We start from the raw sequence: 20,467 nt of genomic DNA, 5'->3' as shown, positions 1-20,467 counted from the left end.
AGGTAATACAATGCGCTGCGGCTTGGGGCATTACTTCAAATTCCGGCCGTATATTTGAAAATTCCCCGCGCGTCTTGGCACGATCCCGCACGGCGGTGCCGCCCTTGCCATGGGACAAGCCGCGCAATTGAGCGCCCGCCCACAATTCCCGATATCAGCGGTCTGCCGATTGGTGCCGCACCGATCTCAACGGATTTTACCTGAGCCCCTACAAGGCGTTCAAAGACGACCCGTTCGAGGGCACTGTCAACATCCGGCCTTTCCCGGCTTCAATCCGGTCACGCCCAATGATCTGCTCAAGGGTGCTGTGCCGGGGACGGTGGTGCGTACAACCGTGCTTGAAGTGGATGCGAGCGTGCAGGATGCGCGGATCTCCAACATTCTGTTCAATGTCCGTCAGCTGAATACGTCGGACATGAAATCGACCTTCTGCATCATGGAACTGGAAGAAAAGGACGCCCACGGCCATCCCCGCTCGGTCATGCAATGCAGCCAGATCGTGATGCTGGATTTCTTCGCGCGCCGCGAGGGGATGCCGGGCCTGATCCGCTGGCCGCCCGTCAGCATCAACACGATGGAGAAGGTATGCGAGCCGATGATGGACAGGGCGGAAATGCCGGCTGTGTAGACCAAGCACAAGGCTTTGCGGGTGCTGACAACCGCAATGTTGTTCATGAACGCGTTGAAATAACCTGCAACTTTCCCTGACCTACAGCGTTTCGCCTTTATCTGATGCCTCAGGCTAGAGGCGAAACGCTTTGACGGGGAACAGTCCCCGTCCCTGGGTGGGGGTGATGCCCCTCCCGTGCGGAGGGTTGGGGGCTGCCCGGTCTGACGACCGGGCGGGCGAACAGTTGCGATGTGTGGCGGAAGTGTCGGGCGGTGCACTAACAATTCGGCACATTCACCGCCAAACCACCCAAAGCTGTTTCCTTGTACTTCTCGCTCATATCCGCACCGGTCTGGCGCATCGTTTCGATCGCCACATCAAGCGACACCAGATGGTTCCCGTCGCCGCGCATGGCAAGCGATGCGGCGGACACTGCCTTGATCGCGCCCAACCCGTTGCGTTCGATGCACGGCACCTGCACCAGCCCTTTGACGGGATCGCAGGTCATGCCCAAGTGATGCTCCAGCGCGATTTCGGCTGCGTTTTCTATCTGTTCAGGCGTGCCGCCCAACACGGCTGCCAACCCGGCCGCAGCCATGGCAGAGGCACTGCCCACTTCCGCCTGACAGCCACATTCGGCTCCGGATATCGAAGCGTTGAATTTGATCAGCCCACCAATGGCCGCAGCGGTCAGCAGAAATTCCGGTACGCGCGACGGGGCCGCCCCCGGCACATGATCGAGCCAATAGCGGATTGTGGCGGGCACCACACCGGCGGCCCCGTTGGTGGGGGCTGTCACCACCTGACCACCGGCGGCGTTTTCTTCGTTCACGGCCATCGCATAGGTGGACATGTAGTCGTTGATCGTGTGCGGCGCGGTCAGGTTCATGCCCCGTTCGGCTATCAGCGCATCATGGATACCCTTGGCGCGGCGGCGCACGTTCAGACCGCCGGGCAGGATGCCGTCCGTGGTAAGGCCACGGTCAATGCAGGCATTCATCACCTGCCAGATCCGGTCCAACCCCGCATCAAGCTGCGCCCCCGATTTGCGCGACAGCTCATTGGCCCGCTTCATGTCTGCAATGGTCTTGCCCGATGTCATCGCCATCTCAAGCATCTCGGTTGCGGTGTGGAACGGATAGGGGACAGGGGGGCCGTTGTCGGTGTCTTTACCGGCTTTCAGTTCCGCCTCGGTCAGGACAAAGCCGCCGCCGACGGAATAGTAGATGACTTGGGTGATCACATCGCCCTGGGCATCGGTGCCTTGCAAGATCATGCCGTTGGCGTGGCCGGGCAGGGCGGGCCCGTAGTCAAAGCGCAGATCATCTTTGGGGTAGAACTTCAATGTGCCAAGCCCGTCGGGCGACACTGTGTGTTCTTCTCTGATGCGGGTCAGTTCGGCTTCGGCCTTTTCGGCATCGTAATCTTCGGCCCGGAATCCCGCCAGCCCAAGGATGACCGCGCGGTCGGTCGCGTGACCGATGCCTGTAAAGGCAAGGCTGCCATGCAGCGACGCGCGCAGACCGGCCACAGCAAAGGGCTGGGCCCGCAGATGCTCAAGGAACCGGGCAGCCGCCACCATCGGGCCGATGGTGTGCGACGATGAGGGGCCGACCCCCACCTTGAACATATCGAAGACAGAAAGAAACATGGCTTAAGTTGCGCTTCCGAATGGTGGGTTGCAAGGGTGTGGTGCAGAAAACGGGGTAGGACCCAGCCCTTCGGCCTTGGCGGCGCGAACTGCGGCAGGGCGTTTTTCGCACCGGCGTGCAAATGCTTCCAACCGCGGCCAACGCCCCAGATCAAACCAGTCGGTGTCACCGCCATAAAGCGCAGGCCAGCGCAGCATGGGCGCAAGATAACAGGCTTGGGCGCTTGGTGCGCTGGCATCAAGCCACGGTGCAGTGCTGGCGGCTGCAAGCAGGTCGAGCTGCGTGGTCAGGCGGGTTTGCGTCAAGTCGCGCGCGGCGCCAAATTGCCGGGGATAGAACAACATCCGCAAAGTCGGGTGCAGGGTGTTGGACAGCCAGAAAAGCCACTGGAGCGCCGCGCCGCGTTGTGGGTCGTCAATCTCGGGCAAAAGTGTGCGGTGCCGGTCGGCAAGCCACAAGAGAATCGCCCCCGTTTCGTACATGGGCCCATGGGGTGTTTCCAGCACAGGAATCAGCCCGTTGGGGTTCATTGCCAGAAACGCGGCAGAGCGCTGGGTCTGGGTGCGTCTGTCAACCAGAGCCTCTTGATAAGGCACGCCAATTTCCTCAAGCGCCAACCTTACGCAAAGTGACGCATTATCAGGGGCATAGTGAAGGCAAAGCGGGTCAGACATGGGCGCACATTATAGGATCGGTGGCAGTACCTGTGGTCAAATGCGACCGATTGTCAGCTATTGTGACACCTCGCCCCGCATGATTTGAGGTCTCGCACCCCATGGGCATTTTGCCTATAAGGCGGCAAGTAATTCTGGAGTTCCCCGATGACGAACGCATTGTCACCGATCGATAAGGCAAAGTTTGTAGCCGCAAAGCAAGCCACCGAGTACGTCAAATCAGGCATGAAGGTCGGCTTGGGGACGGGGTCAACCGCCGCGTGGATGGTGCAATGTCTGGGCGAGCTGGTCCGCGATCATGGACTGAAAATCAAAGGTGTGCCGACATCCAGCCGCACCGCAAAACTGGCCCGCGACGTAGGCATCGATGTCATTACGCTGGACGAAGCCAAATGGCTGGATGTGACAATTGATGGCACTGACGAGTATGACGACGACCTCAACCTGATCAAAGGCGGTGGCGGCGCACATTTGCAGGAAAAGATCGTCGCAACCGCCAGTGACCGCATGATCGTGATCGCCGATGCCTCAAAAAAGGTGGAATCGCTTGGTGCATTTCCCCTGCCGGTCGAGGTTATTCCCTTTGGCATGCACACCACCAAGGCACTAATCGAAGAAACGCTGAATGGCATGGATGTGATGGGCCGTGAGGTGACGCAACGGCATGTGGCGGATGCGCCTTTTGTCTCGGACGAGGGCAACTTCATCCTTGATCTGCATCTCAAGCGGATCGGGAACCCGCGCGAACTGAGCCTGATCCTGAACCAGATACCGGGTGTCGTCGACAACGGGTTGTTCATCGACACCTGCGACGTGGTTATTGTCGGGTTTGCTGACGGCCGCGTGACGGTGCGTGATCTGGCCGCTGACCAACACGAAGTTGTGCAGTTCAACATACTGGAAAACGAAAACCTTTTCGCGGATATCAAGGACTGAGCCGACAGAGGCCTTAAGCAAGAACGGAGCAGTTTCATGGCGTTTGATTACGACCTTTTTGTCATCGGTGGCGGGTCTGGCGGGGTGCGCGCTGCGCGCGTTGCTGCGGCCGCCGGCGCCAAGGTCGCCCTGGCCGAAGAATTTCGCATGGGTGGTACCTGCGTCATTCGCGGCTGTGTGCCCAAAAAGCTGATGGTCTTTGCGTCGGGCTATGCGGAAATGATGCAGGACGCCAGCGCATATGGCTGGGATGTCACTGCCGGGGATTTTGACTGGGGCCAGTTCCGTCCCAAGCTGCATGCCGAACTTGACCGGCTTGAAGCTGTCTATCGCAAGTTGCTGGGCAACTCTGACGTTACGATTTTTGATGCCCGGGCCAGCCTGAAAGATCCGCATACTGTTTTGCTCAGCACCGGTGAAGAAGTCAGTGCCAAACATATCCTGATCGCCACGGGGGGCCGTCCTGTTCTGCCCGATATCAAAGGCGCGGAACATGCGATTACCTCTAACGAAGTGTTCCTGCTTGATGAACTGCCAAAGTCCATCCTGATCGTGGGTGGGGGCTATATCGCCTCTGAATTCGCAGGCATCATGAACGGGCTGGGAGTCGCGACCACGCAATTCTACCGCGGCGCGCAAATCCTGCGCGGCTTTGATGATGAGGCGCGCGGTCTGGTTGCCGAAGGCATGATCGAAAAGGGTGTGAACCTGCACCTTGGTACCAATATCCTTGAGATGGACACGTGCGACGGCGGTATCTGGGTCAAGGCATCCAATGGCACCGAGGCGACTTATGATCAGGTCATGTTCGCCACAGGGCGCAAGCCCAACACTGAAAACATGGGGCTTGAAGATGCAGGGGTGACCCTTGGCCGCAATGGTGAAATCATCGTTGATGATTACAGCCAGACGGCTGTTCCGTCGATCTACGCGGTGGGCGATGTCACCGACCGGGTACAACTGACGCCGGTGGCGATCCGCGAGGGGATGGCATTTGTCGAAACCGTCTTTAAGGGCAATCCAACCAAGGTTGACCATGAACTGATCCCCTCGGCCATTTTCACACAACCCGAGATGGGCACCATTGGCCTGTCGGAAGAGGCCGCGCGTGATCTTGAACCGGTCGAGATTTACTGCACGTCTTTCAAACCGATGAACCACGCGTTTGCCGGACGCACTGACAGGGTCATGATGAAACTTGTCGTGTCACAGGCGACCCGCAAGGTGTTGGGCTGTCATATTGTCGCAGATCACGCGGGTGAGATGATCCAGCTTGCGGGCATTGCCGTCAAAATGGGTGCAACAAAGGAAGATTTTGACCGGACTGTTGCAGTTCACCCGACAATGGCAGAAGAATTGGTCACAATGAAGGATCCTGTGCGGACTGCTTGAATTGATTTCAGAAAGCGCCACATGAGGACTGTCGGTCCAACCGAAGGACCTTTGAATAAAGGAAGTGTATAAACGCGATGGCAGGTAACAACGGGGGCCCTTGGGGCGGCGGCGGAAACAAAGGTTCAGGTGGCGGTGACGATAACCGCCCGAACGGCGGACGCAGGCCCGGCAACGATGGCCCGAATATTCCCGAGATCGACGATCTGGTAAACAAAGGCCGCGAACAACTGCGCGTCCTGATGGGCGGTGGCGGTGACGGCGGCGGCAATCGTGGCGGCGCTCGCGGCGGCGGTGGCCCGCAGCTGACACGCGGCACAATCGGACTTGCGCTGCTTGTGGCGATTGGTGCGTGGCTGTTTGCGTCTTTCTACACCGTCAAGCCCGAAGAACAGTCGGTTGAACTGATGCTGGGCCGTTACAGCCAAACCGGTGGTCCGGGTCTTAACTTTGCACCTTGGCCTATTGTTACCCGCGAAGTTATCGCGGTCACGTCGGAACGCAACATTGACATCGGCACCAGCCGCGCAGGGTCAGAAGCAGGCCTGATGCTGACCGGTGACGAGAATATCGTCGATATTGATTTTCAGGTTGTCTGGAACATCACCGATCCGCAGCAGTATTTGTTCAACCTGTCCAACCCCCCACAAACAATCGAGGCGGTGGCTGAATCGGCGATGCGCGAAATCATTTCGCAATCCGAACTGGCACCGATTCTGAACCGTGATCGTGGCGTCATTGCCGACACATTGCGCGAATTGATCCAGACGACATTGGATAGCTACGACAGCGGCGTGAACATCATTCGTGTGAACTTTGACAAGGCCGACCCGCCTGATCCCGTTATCGACAGCTTCCGCCTTGTGCAGGATGCCGAACAGGAACGTGACCGGGTGCAAAACGTGGCTGACGCCTATGCCAACCGTGTTGTCGCCGAAGCCCGCGGTAATGCCGCCCAGATTTTGGAAGAGGCCGAAGCCTATCGCGCGCAAGTCGTCAACCAGGCCGAAGGTGAAGCCAGCCGTTTCTCTGCCGTTTTGGCCGAATACCAGAACGCGCCGGAAGTGACCCGCAAGCGTCTGTATCTGGAAACGATGGAACGTGTGCTGGGTGGTGTTGACATCATCTTGCTTGACGAAGGTCAGGACGGCGCACAGGGTGTCGTGCCCTACCTGCCGTTGAACGAACTGCGCCGCAACACAACAGGGGAGTCCAACTAATGAAAAAGTCAGCTTTTCTTCTTCCCATTCTGGCGGTGATTGTCGTCGGCATCATGTCGTCCGTGTTCATTGTCGATGAACGCGAAAAGGCGCTTGTACTGCAGTTTGGTCAGATCAAACAGGTCAAGGAAACGCCGGGCCTTGGGTTCAAACTGCCCTTGATCCAAGAAGTTGTCCGCTATGATGACCGTATCCTGAGCCGCGATCTAGAACCGCTTGAGGTCACGCCGTCCGATGATCGTCGTCTAGTCGTTGATGCCTTTGCGCGTTACCGGATCGCCAATGTTGAACAGTTCCGCCGCGCCGTTGGTGCCGGTGGCGAAGAGGCCGCCGCGCGGCGGCTCGATTCGATCCTGCGGGCGGAAACACGCGAAGTTCTGGGTTCTGTGACCTCGAACGATATCCTCTCTGTGGACCGGGCCGCGCTGATGCTGCGGATCAGGAATTCAGCGATTGCCGAAGCGCAGGCGCTTGGTTTGCAGGTGATTGACGTGCGTCTGAAGCGGACCGATTTGCCGATTGAAAACCTCAACGCGACCTACGAGCGGATGAAGGCGGAACGTGACCGCGAAGCCGCCGACGAGAAGGCCCGTGGTGAAGAAGCCGCACAGCGTATTCGCGCCGGTGCCGACCGGACCGTGATCGAGCTGGTTTCCGACGCAGAGCGTCAAAGCCAGATCATTCAGGGTGAGGCAGACGCGCGCCGCAACAACATCTTTGCCAGCGCATTTGGGGCGGATCCGGAGTTCTTTGAATTCTACCGGTCAATGACAGCCTATGAACGGTCGTTGCGCCCGGGCAATTCAACGATGGTCCTGTCGCCGGACAATGAGTTTTTCAACTATCTCAAGTCCGATCAGGGTGCGAGCGCATCAGAGTAATCTGATTGTATATGGAATGCGAAAGGGCCGGCCATTGTGCTGGCCCTTTGTCGTTGGCGCAGTCGGTGTGGGTTTTGAACAAAGTTGAATAGAATTCGGTATAATTGAAGCTTTGTTAAGACTGCTGGTGCTTCATCACATCCAGTTGAGTTTCTGATACCCAGATTTGCGTTGCACAATATGTGCCCTACATAGACATTAATGAGAGAACGTCGCTGCCATCAGGCATGCGGAACAGTTAGTAAGGAGACTGCTCGTGACATTGAAGGCAATCGCAATTCAGCAAGACCAAGGGCAGGTACGGCGCCTGGGGTTTGCATTTCTTGCCATGCTCGCCATGGTTTTCGCGCTGGTATTTGTACAAGCCGTGCCATCGGCTGCGCAATCCCGGCCATCCACATTTGCCGAACTGGCTGAAAAAGTAAGTCCTTCAGTGGTGAATATCACGACCAGCACAGTTGTGGCAGGGCGCACAGGGCCCCAAGGTATGGTGCCTGATGGATCCCCGTTCGAAGACTTCTTCAACGATCTTGATCGTGGCCCCGGCGATGGCGCGCGCCGGTCGTCTGCGCTGGGTTCCGGTTTCGTCATTTCCGCGGATGGGTTCATTGTGACCAACAATCACGTGATCGAAGGTGCTGATGAAATCCTGATCGAATTCTTTCCCGGTGGTGAAGACGGGGTGCCTGCCGAACTGGTCGGCACTGACCCCAACACCGACATTGCCCTGCTCAAGGTTGATCTGGAAGATTTGCCATTTGTCGAATTTGGTGACAGCAACGGTGACGGGTCACGCGTGGGCGACTGGGTGATGGCGATGGGTAACCCGCTGGGCCAAGGGTTCTCGGTCTCCGCTGGGATCGTATCCGCCCGCAACCGCGCGCTCTCGGGCACCTATGATGATTATATCCAGACAGATGCCGCCATTAACCGTGGTAACTCTGGCGGGCCGCTGTTCAACATGGACGGTGACGTCATTGGCGTGAACACGGCGATCCTGTCGCCAAATGGTGGCTCTATCGGGATTGGCTTTGCCATGTCGGCGTCGGTTGTGACCAACGTTGTTGACCAACTCAAAGAGTACGGTGAAACACGCCGGGGGTGGCTGGGTGTACGCATCCAGGATGTGACCCCCGATATGGTTGACGCCATCGAAGGTCTGGACATGGCGCGCGGTGCGATGGTCACTGACGTGCCCGCTGGTCCGGCTGAAGACGCTGGCATGTTGTCGGGTGACGTCATTTTGAACTTTGACGGCGTCGAAATCGAAGATACCCGTGAACTTGTGCGCATCGTCGGGAACTCACCGGTCGGCAAGGAAGTCCCTGTGAATGTCCTGCGCAATGGCGGCACAGAGTCATTGACAGTGGTGCTGGGCCGTCGTGAAACCTCCGAGGCTGTGGCGTTCCCTGCCTCGACAGAGCAGGAGAGCGACCCGACCCAAGGCGAAGTTCTGGGGCTTTCAGTGGCCGAGATCACACCCGAGCTGGCAGAGCAATATTCACTTGACCTTGAAGCCGGGCTTGTCATCACAGGCATTGACCCGGATTCAGAAGCCGCGTCGAAGGGCTTGCTTGAAGGTGACGTGATTACCGAGGCGGGCCAGCAAACTGTCGCGACAATCGCTGATTTGAATGCACGCATCGAGGCGGCAACAGAGGCGGGCCGCAAGTCGATCCTGATGCTGGTGCGTCGCGGTGGTGATCCACGCTTTGTGGCGCTGGTTCTGGAAGAGTAAAGCAACCACAGTATTTGAAATTCGGGCGGGCACCGGCAAGGTGCCCGCCCTTTTTTGTGCGCGCAGCTGACTTTGACTTGTTCCGCCGCCAATGCCCGATAAGCTCTGGCTAGGCGCATCGCATCGCATCGGGAGTGAACATCTTTGTCAAATCACGGCTACGCATCTGGACGGCTGAACCTGCCGTTTGTCGGCATCGCAACCTTTGGCAAACGGCCCCTTGTGGCAGACTGGACGGCGATTGATGCCGATGTTGCGGTGTTGGGCGCCCCTTTCGATTTTGGCACCCAGTTTCGGCCAGGCGCACGTTTCGGGCCGCGTGCCGTGCGCGAAGCGTCAACATTGTTCAGCTTTGGTCATGCGGGAGCCTATGATCACGAGGATGACTGCACCTATCTGGGCGCAGACGTGCGCATTGTTGATCTGGGTGATGCCGATATCGTGCATACCGACACAATCCAAAGCCATGCCAACATCAAGACAGGGGTCAACGCTATTCTTGATGCCGGTGCCTTGCCTGTGGTGATCGGGGGTGATCACTCGGTCAATATTCCTTGCATCGATGCGTTCGCGGGGCGCGATGACATTCACATTCTGCAAATCGATGCCCATCTTGATTTTGTCGATGAACGGCACGGGGTCCGTTTCGGACACGGCAACCCGATGCGCAGGGCGGCAGAAAAACCCTATGTCACCGGACTGACGCAGGTGGGTATCCGCAATGTGTCCTCGACCGCCAAGGAAGGCTATGATGCCGCGCGGGCCATGGGGTCGGATATCCTGTCGGTCCGGCAGGCGCACAAATTGGGCCCGCAAGAGGTCATCAACCGGATACCCGAAGGGGTCAAAGTCTATGTGACGCTGGACATTGACGGGTTTTGCCCGTCCATCGCGCCGGGGACGGGAACACCCAGCCACGGGGGCTTTTTGTATTACGACGTGCTTGAAATGCTACAGGCCCTGTCAAAGCGGCACGAGGTGGTGGGCGTTGATCTGGTCGAGGTTGCCCCGGACTACGACCAGACAGGCAGCACGGCCATTCTGGCAGCACAGGTGCTGTTGAACTTCCTTGGGTTCATTTTTCATGAACGCAGGAAAAGGCCCTAGGTTTGATTTTGTGGCAACCCGTCGGCGATGTCGTAATAGTCGCCCTTTTCAGACACAAAGATATGCATCTTCAGAGTCGTCTGCGTGGGCGTATCGAACGCCCCCATCGCGATTGCGGTCCAGTCATGAAACACAGGGTCCCAGAACAAGGTTGATCCGCAGGTGTCACAAAACCCGCGCCTGACCTTTTCAGACGACTGATACCATTTGACATGGCCCATGCCCGACACCTGCAATCTATCGCGCGGCACATCGACCGAGGCTTCATAATGGCCGGAGTGTTTCCGGCAGTTGGTGCAATGGCAGGCGTTCGGCTGTGGCAGGTTCCCCGTGACCGTAAAGGTGACCGCGCCGCAAAGACAGCTTCCCTCATGCATTTTGCGCAGCACTTTCTGGCATCTGCTGGCGGTTCCAGACCAGCAAACCTATGACGATTGCAGCGGCAATTGCGTGGACGGGCAGGCTTGTCGGCCAGATGCAGGCTGCACCGGCAACGCCCAGCACGATGCGGGTCAACCATCCAACCGGGCTTTCCATGCAGCCTTGCAACGCACCCGCGAGCGCGTAGATGCCGACGACCCCAAACGCAAAGATCACAAGCATCACCCCCCAGTCACCTGACAGAAAGGGGGTGTAGGCCATCATCAAGGGCACGATATAAAGCCCCTTGGCCAGCTTCCAGCTGGCAAAACCTGTGGCCATCGCCGGGGCCTTGGCAATCGCGGCCGCCGTAAAGGCCGCAAGCGCCACGGGCGGTGTGACGTTGCTATCCTGTGATAGCCAGAAAATGATCATATGGGCGGACAGCACGGCGGCCACGGCAACCTCTGATGGCACGGTGAGGTCGCGCAAGGGGGCTGCGACTTCCAAAGGCAGTGACTTGATGATCGCCGCGGCATCCTCTGGTGTGATGGGCCCCGCCAGGATCGACGGATCAGGCACCCCGAACATCAGGATTGCCTTGCCAGCCTCTCCGATTGTGCCCGATGCGAGCGCGTCGATGACAAAACGATCCTGAATCATGCCTGCAAGGGCTGGTGCCGAAAGGGTCGCAAGAACGATGTAGGCCGCCGTGACTGGCAGCCCCATGCCCAACACCAGACTGGCAAGTGCAATCAGGGTGATGGCAACCAACAGGTTGCCGCCCGCCCATTCGGCGATCATCAGGCTGAAGGTGTTGCCGATCCCGGCTGTTGCAATCACGTTGACCACAAGCCCCACTGCGCACAGCAGCACCGCCGTCATGATCATGCCCTTGGTGCCCATCACCAAAGCCTCGAGCACGGCGCGGGGCCCCATGGGGTTGCGGGTCAGCCAGCTTGACGCGATCACGGCAATGATCCCGAAAACAGCGGCATAGGCGGGGGTGAAGCCCGCGACCAACATGCCGATTAATCCGCCGATCGGGATGACAAAACTTGCGCCCCCCTTGGCAAAGGCAGAGCCCAGCGTTTCGCCATCACTGTCCATTGGGGGCAGGCCCAGACGGCGGGCTTCGATCCGGACGAAAAATGCAACGGAAAGAAAGTAAAGCAAGGCGGGCAGGGCGGCGACGGCCACGATGGTTTCGTACGGGATCTGGGTAAAGCTTGCCATCACGAACGCCCCCGCGCCCATGATCGGGGGCATCAGTTGCCCACCGGTTGACGACGCGGCCTCGACCCCGCCTGCGAACCTGGGCGGAAATCCTGCCCTTTTCATCAGGGGGATCGTGATGACACCGGTTGATGCAGTATTGGCGACAGCGGACCCTGAAATCGTACCTGTCAAACCAGAGGCGATGACAGCCACAATGCCTGGCCCGCCGACCATGCGCCCGGCGACAGCGCGGGCAAGGTTGATCACAAAGTCACCCGCGCCCGAGCGTAAAAGGAAAGCCCCGAAAATGATGAACAAGAACACATAGGTCGAGGAAATGCGTGCAATGGTGCCAAACATCGCGTCATCGCCATAGATCGACCGAAAGGCGATTGATTCCCATGACAGTCCGGGGAATGAAAAGACCCCGCTGATAAATTTCCCCCACAGCCCGACATAGCTGATGGCGATGATGATAAGCAGTGGAATGACCCATCCGGTCAGCCTGCGGGTCAGTTCGATGGCACCTACCACACACAGGATTGCGGCCATCCAGTCCAGCCCGTTCAGCTTGACGTCGCGGTCATAAATCCCTTGTTCGGCAAAAGGCAGATAGATGGCAGAGGCTGCAACCAGACACCCCAGCGTCAGGTCAACGGCCAGCATCGCCCCACTGCGCGCCGTGCCGCGGATCATCGGGTGCAAGACAGCGGCCAGAAAGGCGAACCCTGCAAAGTGGTATGCGTTGCGTTGCAGTTCAGAGATGATCGGATCAAACGCCACATAGATATGGCCCAATGCGATCAGCAGACAGAGCAATGTCAGCGCCTGATTTGGCCAGCCGGAAAATACGCGCTGGACCAGTCCTTCGGCCGGTTTTTCTTCTGACATTGCTATCTCCCCCGTCATCCGAAAACGGCCCGCCTGTGCGGCGGGCCGTCAGTGGTTTATTGTGCGATCAGACGCTCGGGGATATCAATCCCGACTTCCTGATAATAACGCGCGGCACCGGGGTGCAGGGGCACAGGCAGGCCGGCAATTGCGGCCTCGATCGCCATGACTTTCGTCGCAGGGTGAATGGCCTGAAGGAACGGCAGGTTTTCATAGATCGTCTTGGTGATCATATAGACGTTTTCTTCGGGCAGGCTCGCATCTGTTGCCAGAAAATTGGGCTGCGCGATGGTGTTCACATCTTCGGTCTGGCCGGGGTAGGTGCCTGCGGGAATATTGTAGGGGGTCCACAGTCCGCGACCACCATCGGCCATGGCAACCTGTTCTTCGGTGAAATTCAGCATCTTCACACTGTCACCGGCAGAGGCCATCAACTGGCTGATCGCGCCTGTCGGGACACCCGCAGGTGTGCTTATACCTTTGACCTGACCGTTTTGCAGGGCTTCGGCGGATGGGCCATAACCGGCAAAGACCAAGTCATAATCGGTTTCGATATCAATGCCAAAGCCCGACAGAATCGTGCTGTTTGACCCGATGGTGCCAGAGTTCTGACGGCCAAGCGCCATGCCTTCGCCCTTGAGAGCAACCATATCTTCGATCGTGCCGGTTGTTGCGGCATCTGCGCTGACAACGAACTGCTCCACGTTCTGCCAAAGCATTGTGACGGACCGCAGGTTGTCCTGCTTTTCGCTGACCGGTCCTGTGCCAGTGGCCGCGTAGTAGCCGTAAAGGCCTTGCAGAATGCCGAATTGCGCTTCGCCTTCGCGCAGCAGGCGGACGTTTTCACCGGACCCGGCCGAGCTGATCGCCGACATCCCGATTTTTTCCGATGGCTCCAGCTTGACCTTGATCAATGTCGAAAGCGCGACGCCAACCGGGTAATATGTCCCCCCGGTGGATGCGGTTGCCAGAATATATGACGCCTCTTCTGCGTGGGCCATCGGTGCAACTGTCAGGCTTGCCGCAAGGACCGCCTTGGATAGATAATTCATGTTCTTCTCCCTGATCTGCGGGCCCGTTCGGCCCATCGTCATGCAGGCTACCGTCCGGTGCGTGAGAGTTCAAAGGGAACCTGCGGGATTTAGCGTATTTTCTACTGGTAGGGCGCGCTGCCCTGTCCTAGAAACGACCAAATGCATCAGACTTTCAGGGGAACGATCTCAGATGGCAAAGATTACCTACGTTGAATTTGGCGGAAAAGAGCATGTTGTTGACGTCGCCAACGGGTTGACCGTGATGGAAGGGGCCCGCGACAATGGCATTCCCGGCATCGAGGCGGACTGCGGTGGCGCTTGTGCCTGTTCGACATGCCATGTCTACGTGGATGACGCATGGGTCGAAAAGCTGCCAGCTAAGGACGCAATGGAAGAAGACATGCTTGATTTCGCGTTCGAGCCGGACGCAACAAAGTCGCGTCTGACCTGTCAGTTGAAAGTCACTGACGCATTGGACGGTCTGCGCGTGCAGATGCCAGAAAAGCAGATTTGATTTTTCGTATCGCCGCCATTTGCTGCCTGCTGGCTGCGCCTGTGGCGGCGGATACGATCACCTCTGCCACATACACCACCCCGACGGCACGCTATGCGCACGGTATTCTGGGCGATGCGATTGAATGGGGCGGGATCGACATTATCGGCGTGCAAGGGCGTTGGTCGATCACATTGCCCGACGCGCTGGTGTTCGAAGATACTGCCCCCCGCCTGTGGGATGTCACGGGCGACGGCGCGCCGGAACTGGTGCTGATCCAAAGCCATCGCGACCTTGGTGCCCGCCTGTTGGTGTTGGGGATGGTGGATGGACAACCCGCTGCACTGGCCGCCACCCCGTTTATCGGGCGCACCAATCGGTGGTTGGCGCCGATCGGTGCTGCTGATCTGGACGGGGACGGAGCAATCGAGGTGGCTTATATAGACCGCCCCCATCTGGCCAAGACGCTCCGTGTCTGGCGGTTCATCGACGGTGCGCTGCAACCCGTCGCGGACCTGTCTGGCCTGACAAACCACCGCATTGGCGAAAGCGACATTGCCGGTGGCATCCGTGATTGTGGGCAGGGGCCACAGATGATCACGGCCAATGCCGACTGGAGCCGGATCATGGCGACACGGTTGGTGGATGGCGCACTGACCACCCGCCCCATCGGGCCACATGAGGGGCGGGCATCCTTTGCCGCCGCCCTTAGCTGCTGAACAACACGACCATCGCCAGAAACGCCGCAATTTCGCTGATCTGCTGGGTCGCGCCCAGAGTATCGCCGGTTTGCCCGCCGATTTTCGCCTTGGCAATCGCGGTACAGACCAAAGCCGCCACTTGAGCAACAACAGCGACAATCAGCCCTGTCAGGCCCCAAAGCAACAGGCTGGCGGCCAGACCGATGACTGCGGCGACCGTGGCCCCTGCGTGCGTGGGGCGCCCGACAGACTTGCTCAGCCCGGTGTCGCGGGCATTTGGCAGGATCGCCATAAGCTCTGTCATGCTGGCCCTGCTCAGCATTGCGGCGCTGATGATGGCGGCCCAATGCAGTCCGCTGCCGATCAACATGCTGAGCGCAAGCCAGCGGAGCAGAAACGACAGCGCAAGTGCCGTCACACCGTAGACGCCGATATGGCTGTCTTTCATGATCTCCAATCGGCGCGCAGGCTCCCAGCCGCCCCAAAGCCCATCGGCACTATCGGCCAACCCGTCTTCGTGCATGGCACCGGTGATGATGACATTCGTGGCAAGCGCGAGGGCTGCGGCAATGGGGGCCCCCAGCCCAGCCCAGAGGGCTGCGGTTGCGACACATGCGACGATAGAGCCGATCACCAGCCCCGCCAGCGGATAGGCCCAAGCCGCTGCCGCACCACGTGCTGTGGCTTTTTCCCCGTCCACCGGGACCGGCAACCGGCTGAGCAGGCCCAACGCTGCAAAGACATCGCTGACGGTCATCATGGGCGTCGTGTCGCGGTTGGTCATCAACGGGTCCTTTGTGGTCTTTTCATCCCCGCCGGGATTGTTAGACAGTGGCCAAGCCTGATGCAATGAGGACCTGATGCACGTACCTTTCACCACACTTTCAGAATTTCGCGAAACGCTGGGTCAGTCCACCGTGCCGGATGCCGCAGCGGTTGCCGCCGCACAGGACCGCAACGGGCAATTGACCAAACCGCCAGGCGCATTGGGCCGTCTGGAGGATCTCGCGATCTGGTACGCAGGCTGGCGCGGGACACCGCAGCCGCACATCACCGCGCCACAGGTGATTGTTTTTGCGGGCAACCACGGCGTTTGCGCGCAGGGTGTGTCAGCTTTCCCGCCGGAAGTGACCATGCAGATGGTCGCCAATTTTGAACATGGCGGTGCGGCGATCAATCAACTGTCCAAAGCTGCGGGGGCCAGAATGGACGTGCATGCCTTGTCGCTGGACGTGCCGACGGCGGACTTCACACAAGCCCCCGCAATGACCGAGGCAGAGGTGATCGCCGCCCTGCAAACTGGCTGGAATGCGGTGGACCCCGACAGTGACCTGCTGATCACGGGCGAAATGGGGATTGGCAACACAACATCGGCGGCAGCTATCGCCGCAGCCCTGCTTGGCGGGGACGTCGCCGATTGGACCGGGCGCGGGACAGGCGTGGATGATGCAGGGTTGGCGCGCAAGACTGACGCAATCCGCGCGGGGCTTGCGCTGCACGACAGCCGCGCACCGCTGGACGTTCTGCGGTGTCTGGGCGGGCGCGAGATTGCTGCGATGGCAGGTGCGATGGCCGCGGCGCGGCATCACCGTATCCCGGTGATCCTTGATGGGTTCATTTGCAGCGCTGCGGCTTTGGTTCTGGCCGAAATGCAGGCGGGCGCGCTAGATCATGCAATTGCCGGTCATCTGAGTGCCGAAGGGGCTCATGAAAAGTTGCTGAACGCGCTCGGCAAAGAGCCGCTCTTGCGGCTTGGTCTGCGCTTGGGCGAAGGGTCAGGTGCTGCGCTGGCAATCAATGTGTTGCGCGGTGCTGTTGCCTGTCATTCCGGCATGTCGACCTTTGCCCAAGCGGGTGTAAGCGAGGGCTGATCGCCTAGCTTGCGTCCTTTTCGCTGCTTTGCTGCCGTGCGGTCAGTGCTGTCTCAAGATCGTTGTTCAACTCATTGGCGCGTTTGACATACTCTGGCACTTCTGACACTGGCATGCCGGGTTTCCAAAGCTCTGCCAGTTCGCGCAGCGTGTATCTGTCGTGCTGATAAAAGAGCTGTTCGGCCTCGTTTGCTTCAAACTCGGACAGGCCCAGATTCTCGAGCACATAGCGTCCGGCGCGCAGCGAACTGTCAAACATTTCGCGCACGATGTCATTGGCCCCGGCTGCAAAAAGTTCATAGACATGCACCCGGTCATGGGCGCGTGCAATGATGTGCAGATCGGGCCGTGCCTTGCGGGCATAGGCGACCAGTTTGAGCGCCATGGCCTTGTCGTCAATCGCCACCACAAGAACCTTGGCATCGTCCAGCCCGGCTGCGTTCAGCACATCCGGGCGCGTCGGGTCACCAAAGTAACCGCGAAAGCCGAATTTGCGCATCGTTTGTACAGTGGTCAGGTTGCTGTCGATGACGACCGTGGAAAACCCCGCCGATTGCACCAGCCGGTTGACGATCTGCCCAAAGCGCCCGATGCCTGCGATAATCACGGTGCCTTGTTCTTCGACCTTGTCATGGTCCACGTGTGACACTTCGGTCATCCGCTGGCTGAGCCTGTCATAAACGATGAATAACAGCGGTGTGATCAGCATCGACATGGCCACCACAAGCAGCAAGGTGTTCGACAGACCGTCGCTGAGCACACCCTGTTGCGATGAAAAGGAGATCAGCACAAAGCCGAATTCACCGGCCTGTGCCAGACCAAGTGTGAACAGCCACCTGTCTTTGCCCTTGATTTTGAAGATGATCGCAAGGCTGAGCAGAATAACGGCCTTGATTACCATGACTGCGATTGTCAGGCTCAGAATATACGTCGGTCTTTCAAACAGCAGGGTAAAGTTGATCCCGGCCCCGACAGTGATGAAGAACAACCCAAGCAAAAGCCCCTTGAACGGTTCCAGATCGCTTTCCAGTTCGTGCCGGAATTCAGAGTTGGCCAGCACAACGCCAGCCAGAAACGTCCCCAAGGCAGGGGACAGGCCGACCATGCCCATCAACACGGCAATCGACACCACCATCAGCAGCGCAAGTGCTGTGTACATCTCGCGCAGGCGGGCTTGGTGGATATAGCGGAACACCGGACGGGTCAGAAAAATACCCGCCAGAATTACAGCAGCAACAGCGCCGACCGTGACAAGGGTTACACCCCAGCCCGGAAGTCCTTCGACCAGACTAAGCGTGCCGTGATGTGCATCATCGGGGTCAACCAGTTTCATCGACCCGTCGGGGCTCAGTGTCAAAAGCTCGGGCACTGCCAACAAGGGCAGCAGCGCCAGCATCGGGATCACGGCGATATCCTGTGTCAGCAGAACGGAAAAGGTTGACCTGCCGCCACTGGTTTGTATCAAACCCTTTTCTTGCAGCGTTTGCAGAACGATGGCCGTTGAAGATAACGCAAATATCATCCCGATCGCAAGCGACGTCTCCCAGCCGTATCCCAACAGCATGGCCCCTGCCATGATGGCGACCATCGTGACCGTCACCTGCAAGCCACCCAGCCCGATCAGCCTGTCGCGCATATTCCAAAGCGCGCGCGGCTCAAGTTCCAGCCCGATCAGGAACAGCATCATCACGACGCCGAATTCGGCAAAATGCTGGATGTCGAGGGTCTCAGCCGTGCCAACCAAACCGGTCACAGGTCCGATGACGATGCCTGCCATCAGATAGCCCAGCACCGACCCAAGCCCAAGGCGCGCAGCCAGTGGCACCGCGATAACCGCGGCACCCAGATAGATCGTGGCCTGTAGCAGGAAGCTTTCCATAGATCACGTATAGACAAGCCGCCAGAGCCTGCGCAACGCATGATTGCGAAATGGCGCCTGCAAAGAAAAACTAGTTTAAGTCGGTCCCAACAAACAGGCAGATTGAGTGAAAATATCTGTGACCTAAACGGGCAGTGGCGCGTCGGGTTTGATACGTTCCATCACGATTTGACTTTGTACGCGGCTCACCGCCGGATGCGGCAACAAGACCTGCTGCACCATTCTGTTCAGCGCCGTCAGATCGGCACAGTAGATGCGCAACAGATAGTCGGCATCGCCCGTCAGCGTCCAGGCCCCCACGATCTGCGGCTGTGTCTTGGTCAGCCGCACGAAATCCTGCGCGTTCTGTTCGGTATGGGTGGCCATGACCACCTGAATAAAGGCCTCGACCGTCAATCCGATCTTTTCGGGATGCAGATAGGCGCGGTAGCCCGCGATGTAGCCTTCGGCCTCCAGTCGTTGCCTGCGCCGCCCCGCCTGAGAGGCAGACATGTTCAATTGCGCGCTCAGGTCCTGCGCGGTGAGGGTCGAGTCGCGCTGCAAGGCAGCGAGCAATCGACGGTCAGTTGGATCTAGTGTCATGCGGAAACCTCGCAGCTTATAAGTTTATGGCGCGGCAAATGCGCAAATATTCTGCGATACTCCTATCATTTTGCCGCGAATGCGCAAACAACTTGCGGTATCATGCCGCAAGCAAGAAAAGGAGCATAGCGCAATGGGACCATTTCCACACGACGCACCGAAAGCCACAATCACCGCCGACAATCCTGCCGGGACAGACGGTTTTGAATTTGTTGAGTTCGCGCACGAAGACCCCGAAACGCTGCGCGATTTATTTGGCAAGATGGGTTACACCCACACGGCCACGCACAAGACCAAGGACATTGAACTTTGGCAGCAGGGTGACATCACCTATGTGATCAATAATGAACCGGGCAGCCATGCCCGCAATTTCGTGGCAGAGCACGGCCCCTGCGCCCCGTCCATGGGGTGGCGCGTTGTCGATGCGCAACATGCGTTTGATCATGCGGTCAGCAAGGGCGCGACCCCCTATGAGGGCGCGGGCAAGATGATGGATGTGCCTGCGATTGTGGGCATCGGCGGCAGCCTGATCTACTTCATCGACCAATATTACGAAACCAACCCCTACAACGCCGAATTCAACTGGGTATCCAAGGCGCATCCGGGCGGTGTCGGTTTTCACTACCTCGATCACCTGACGCACAACGTGCACAAGGGCAACATGGACGTCTGGTTCAAGTTCTATGGCGACCTGTTCAATTTCAGGGAAATCCGGTTTTTCGACATCGAAGGCAAGTTTACCGGCCTGCTGTCGCGTGCCCTGACATCCCCCTGCGGGCGTATCCGTATCCCGATCAACGAGGACCGTGGCGAGACAGGGCAGATCGTCGAATATCTCAAGCGGTACAAGGGCGAGGGAATTCAGCATATTGCCGTGGGTGCGCATGACATTTACGCGGCGACAGACGAAATTGCCGCCCGTGGGATCAAGTTCATGCCGAAACCACCGCAAAGCTATTACGATCTGAGCCATGACCGCGTTGTCGGCCACGAAGAACCGCTGGACCGTATGATGAAACACGGCATTCTGATCGATGGCGAAGGTGTGGTGGACGGCGGTGAAACCCGTATCCTGCTGCAAATCTTTTCAAAGACCGTTATCGGACCGATCTTTTTTGAGTTCATTCAGCGCAAGGGCGATGACGGCTTTGGCGAGGGTAACTTCAAGGCGCTGTTCGAAAGCATTGAGGCAGATCAGGTCGCGCGCGGTGTGCTCAAAGCATCATAG

The 20,467-nt window shown here is 58.5% G+C and carries 19 protein-coding genes; 11 read left to right on the top strand and 8 right to left on the bottom strand.

The window, feature by feature from the left end; translation table 11 throughout:
- Window positions 1–109 precede the first annotated feature (109 nt).
- Window positions 110–628, top strand: a complete 519-nt coding sequence (locus C8N45_RS23000; protein ID WP_133175983.1) for a hypothetical protein — start codon at window positions 110–112, stop codon at window positions 626–628.
- Window positions 629–887: 259 nt separating this feature from the next.
- Here the strand turns inward: C8N45_RS23000 and C8N45_RS14090 are convergent, their stop codons facing one another.
- Both C8N45_RS14090 and C8N45_RS14085 read right to left on the bottom strand, forming a co-directional pair.
- The gene (locus C8N45_RS14090) at window positions 888–2,261 is read right to left on the bottom strand and encodes an L-serine ammonia-lyase (RefSeq protein ID WP_108386887.1); all 1,374 of its coding nucleotides are present in this window, start codon (window positions 2,259–2,261) and stop codon (window positions 888–890) included.
- A gap of 3 nt (window positions 2,262–2,264) precedes the next feature.
- Complete coding sequence (locus tag C8N45_RS14085) at window positions 2,265–2,936, bottom strand: glutathione S-transferase family protein (RefSeq protein ID WP_108386886.1); 672 nt, start codon at window positions 2,934–2,936, stop codon at window positions 2,265–2,267.
- A gap of 147 nt (window positions 2,937–3,083) precedes the next feature.
- On the opposite strand from C8N45_RS14085, the gene rpiA reads away from it, so the two are divergent.
- The 6 genes from rpiA to speB all read left to right on the top strand — a co-directional run bounded on the left by rpiA (window position 3,084) and on the right by speB (window position 10,210).
- Complete coding sequence (gene rpiA / locus C8N45_RS14080; RefSeq protein ID WP_108386885.1) at window positions 3,084–3,872, top strand: ribose-5-phosphate isomerase RpiA; 789 nt, start codon at window positions 3,084–3,086, stop codon at window positions 3,870–3,872.
- Between the two features lie 36 nt (window positions 3,873–3,908).
- A complete protein-coding gene (gor, locus tag C8N45_RS14075; RefSeq protein WP_108386884.1) occupies window positions 3,909–5,264 on the top strand; it encodes a glutathione-disulfide reductase in 1,356 nt (451 codons plus the stop codon).
- 77 nt (window positions 5,265–5,341) lie between these two features.
- Window positions 5,342–6,484, top strand: a complete 1,143-nt coding sequence (gene hflK, locus C8N45_RS14070; RefSeq protein WP_108386883.1) for an FtsH protease activity modulator HflK — start codon at window positions 5,342–5,344, stop codon at window positions 6,482–6,484.
- Window positions 6,484–7,365, top strand: a complete 882-nt coding sequence (gene hflC / locus C8N45_RS14065) for a protease modulator HflC (RefSeq protein WP_108386882.1) — start codon at window positions 6,484–6,486, stop codon at window positions 7,363–7,365. The genes hflK and hflC overlap by 1 nt, the downstream gene beginning before the upstream one ends.
- A gap of 256 nt (window positions 7,366–7,621) precedes the next feature.
- Window positions 7,622–9,103, top strand: a complete 1,482-nt coding sequence (locus C8N45_RS14060) for a Do family serine endopeptidase (RefSeq protein ID WP_375342474.1) — start codon at window positions 7,622–7,624, stop codon at window positions 9,101–9,103.
- 144 nt (window positions 9,104–9,247) lie between these two features.
- Entirely contained in the window at window positions 9,248–10,210 is a 963-nt protein-coding gene (gene speB / locus C8N45_RS14055) for an agmatinase (RefSeq protein WP_108386881.1), read from the top strand.
- On the opposite strand, the gene C8N45_RS14050 is transcribed toward speB, so the two are convergent.
- From C8N45_RS14050 to C8N45_RS14040, 3 genes are read right to left on the bottom strand one after another with little or no spacing between them, the layout of a single operon-like run.
- Window positions 10,207–10,587, bottom strand: coding sequence for a GFA family protein (locus C8N45_RS14050; RefSeq protein ID WP_108386959.1), 381 nt, complete (start codon window positions 10,585–10,587; stop codon window positions 10,207–10,209). The genes speB and C8N45_RS14050 overlap by 4 nt on opposite strands.
- Window positions 10,580–12,679: a TRAP transporter permease gene (locus C8N45_RS14045; protein WP_108386880.1), complete on the bottom strand. Its 2,100-nt coding sequence runs from the start codon at window positions 12,677–12,679 to the stop codon at window positions 10,580–10,582. The genes C8N45_RS14050 and C8N45_RS14045 overlap by 8 nt, the downstream gene beginning before the upstream one ends.
- Before the next feature lie 56 nt (window positions 12,680–12,735).
- Window positions 12,736–13,731: a TAXI family TRAP transporter solute-binding subunit gene (locus C8N45_RS14040; protein ID WP_108386958.1), complete on the bottom strand. Its 996-nt coding sequence runs from the start codon at window positions 13,729–13,731 to the stop codon at window positions 12,736–12,738.
- A 172-nt stretch (window positions 13,732–13,903) separates the two neighbouring features.
- On the opposite strand from C8N45_RS14040, the gene C8N45_RS14035 reads away from it, so the two are divergent.
- A complete protein-coding gene (locus tag C8N45_RS14035; RefSeq protein WP_108386879.1) occupies window positions 13,904–14,227 on the top strand; it encodes a 2Fe-2S iron-sulfur cluster-binding protein in 324 nt (107 codons plus the stop codon).
- The gene (locus tag C8N45_RS14030) at window positions 14,224–14,925 is read left to right on the top strand and encodes an FG-GAP repeat domain-containing protein (RefSeq protein WP_245882675.1); all 702 of its coding nucleotides are present in this window, start codon (window positions 14,224–14,226) and stop codon (window positions 14,923–14,925) included. Before C8N45_RS14035 ends, C8N45_RS14030 begins: the two co-directional genes overlap by 4 nt.
- Here C8N45_RS14030 and cobS read toward each other — a convergent pair.
- Complete coding sequence (gene cobS / locus C8N45_RS14025; RefSeq protein ID WP_108386956.1) at window positions 14,915–15,691, bottom strand: adenosylcobinamide-GDP ribazoletransferase; 777 nt, start codon at window positions 15,689–15,691, stop codon at window positions 14,915–14,917. The two genes, C8N45_RS14030 and cobS, sit on opposite strands and share 11 nt — an antisense overlap.
- 76 nt (window positions 15,692–15,767) lie before the next feature.
- Here cobS and cobT point away from each other — a divergent pair, with 76 nt between their 5' ends.
- A complete protein-coding gene (cobT, locus tag C8N45_RS14020; protein WP_108386878.1) occupies window positions 15,768–16,778 on the top strand; it encodes a nicotinate-nucleotide--dimethylbenzimidazole phosphoribosyltransferase in 1,011 nt (336 codons plus the stop codon).
- A gap of 4 nt (window positions 16,779–16,782) precedes the next feature.
- On the opposite strand, the gene C8N45_RS14015 is transcribed toward cobT, so the two are convergent.
- Window positions 16,783–18,657 carry a monovalent cation:proton antiporter-2 (CPA2) family protein gene (locus C8N45_RS14015; protein ID WP_108386877.1) on the bottom strand — a complete coding sequence of 625 codons (1,875 nt, stop codon included), beginning with the start codon at window positions 18,655–18,657 and terminating at the stop codon, window positions 16,783–16,785.
- Between the two features lie 123 nt (window positions 18,658–18,780).
- Entirely contained in the window at window positions 18,781–19,239 is a 459-nt protein-coding gene (locus tag C8N45_RS14010; protein ID WP_108386876.1) for an Lrp/AsnC family transcriptional regulator, read from the bottom strand.
- 133 nt (window positions 19,240–19,372) lie between these two features.
- Between C8N45_RS14010 and hppD the strand changes: the two genes are divergently transcribed.
- Window positions 19,373–20,467 carry a 4-hydroxyphenylpyruvate dioxygenase gene (hppD, locus tag C8N45_RS14005; protein WP_108386955.1) on the top strand — a complete coding sequence of 365 codons (1,095 nt, stop codon included), beginning with the start codon at window positions 19,373–19,375 and terminating at the stop codon, window positions 20,465–20,467.

Origin of the sequence: Yoonia sediminilitoris, from assembly GCF_003058085.1 — a bacterium.
GTDB classification, from domain to species: Bacteria; Pseudomonadota; Alphaproteobacteria; order Rhodobacterales; family Rhodobacteraceae; genus Yoonia; species Yoonia sediminilitoris.
This window is presented reverse-complemented; position numbering and strand designations above follow the sequence as displayed.

Coding starts and splice junctions, on each gene's coding strand:
- C8N45_RS23000 (WP_133175983.1), top strand. CDS start 110: ATGGGACAAGCCGCGCAATTGAGCGCCCGCCCACAATTCCCGATATCA.
- C8N45_RS14090 (WP_108386887.1), bottom strand. CDS start 2,261: ATGTTTCTTTCTGTCTTCGATATGTTCAAGGTGGGGGTCGGCCCCTCA.
- C8N45_RS14085 (WP_108386886.1), bottom strand. CDS start 2,936: ATGTCTGACCCGCTTTGCCTTCACTATGCCCCTGATAATGCGTCACTT.
- rpiA (WP_108386885.1), top strand. CDS start 3,084: ATGACGAACGCATTGTCACCGATCGATAAGGCAAAGTTTGTAGCCGCA.
- gor (WP_108386884.1), top strand. CDS start 3,909: ATGGCGTTTGATTACGACCTTTTTGTCATCGGTGGCGGGTCTGGCGGG.
- hflK (WP_108386883.1), top strand. CDS start 5,342: ATGGCAGGTAACAACGGGGGCCCTTGGGGCGGCGGCGGAAACAAAGGT.
- hflC (WP_108386882.1), top strand. CDS start 6,484: ATGAAAAAGTCAGCTTTTCTTCTTCCCATTCTGGCGGTGATTGTCGTC.
- C8N45_RS14050 (WP_108386959.1), bottom strand. CDS start 10,587: ATGCATGAGGGAAGCTGTCTTTGCGGCGCGGTCACCTTTACGGTCACG.
- C8N45_RS14045 (WP_108386880.1), bottom strand. CDS start 12,679: ATGTCAGAAGAAAAACCGGCCGAAGGACTGGTCCAGCGCGTATTTTCC.
- C8N45_RS14040 (WP_108386958.1), bottom strand. CDS start 13,731: ATGAATTATCTATCCAAGGCGGTCCTTGCGGCAAGCCTGACAGTTGCA.
- C8N45_RS14035 (WP_108386879.1), top strand. CDS start 13,904: ATGGCAAAGATTACCTACGTTGAATTTGGCGGAAAAGAGCATGTTGTT.
- cobS (WP_108386956.1), bottom strand. CDS start 15,691: ATGACCAACCGCGACACGACGCCCATGATGACCGTCAGCGATGTCTTT.
- cobT (WP_108386878.1), top strand. CDS start 15,768: ATGCACGTACCTTTCACCACACTTTCAGAATTTCGCGAAACGCTGGGT.
- C8N45_RS14015 (WP_108386877.1), bottom strand. CDS start 18,657: ATGGAAAGCTTCCTGCTACAGGCCACGATCTATCTGGGTGCCGCGGTT.
- C8N45_RS14010 (WP_108386876.1), bottom strand. CDS start 19,239: ATGACACTAGATCCAACTGACCGTCGATTGCTCGCTGCCTTGCAGCGC.
- hppD (WP_108386955.1), top strand. CDS start 19,373: ATGGGACCATTTCCACACGACGCACCGAAAGCCACAATCACCGCCGAC.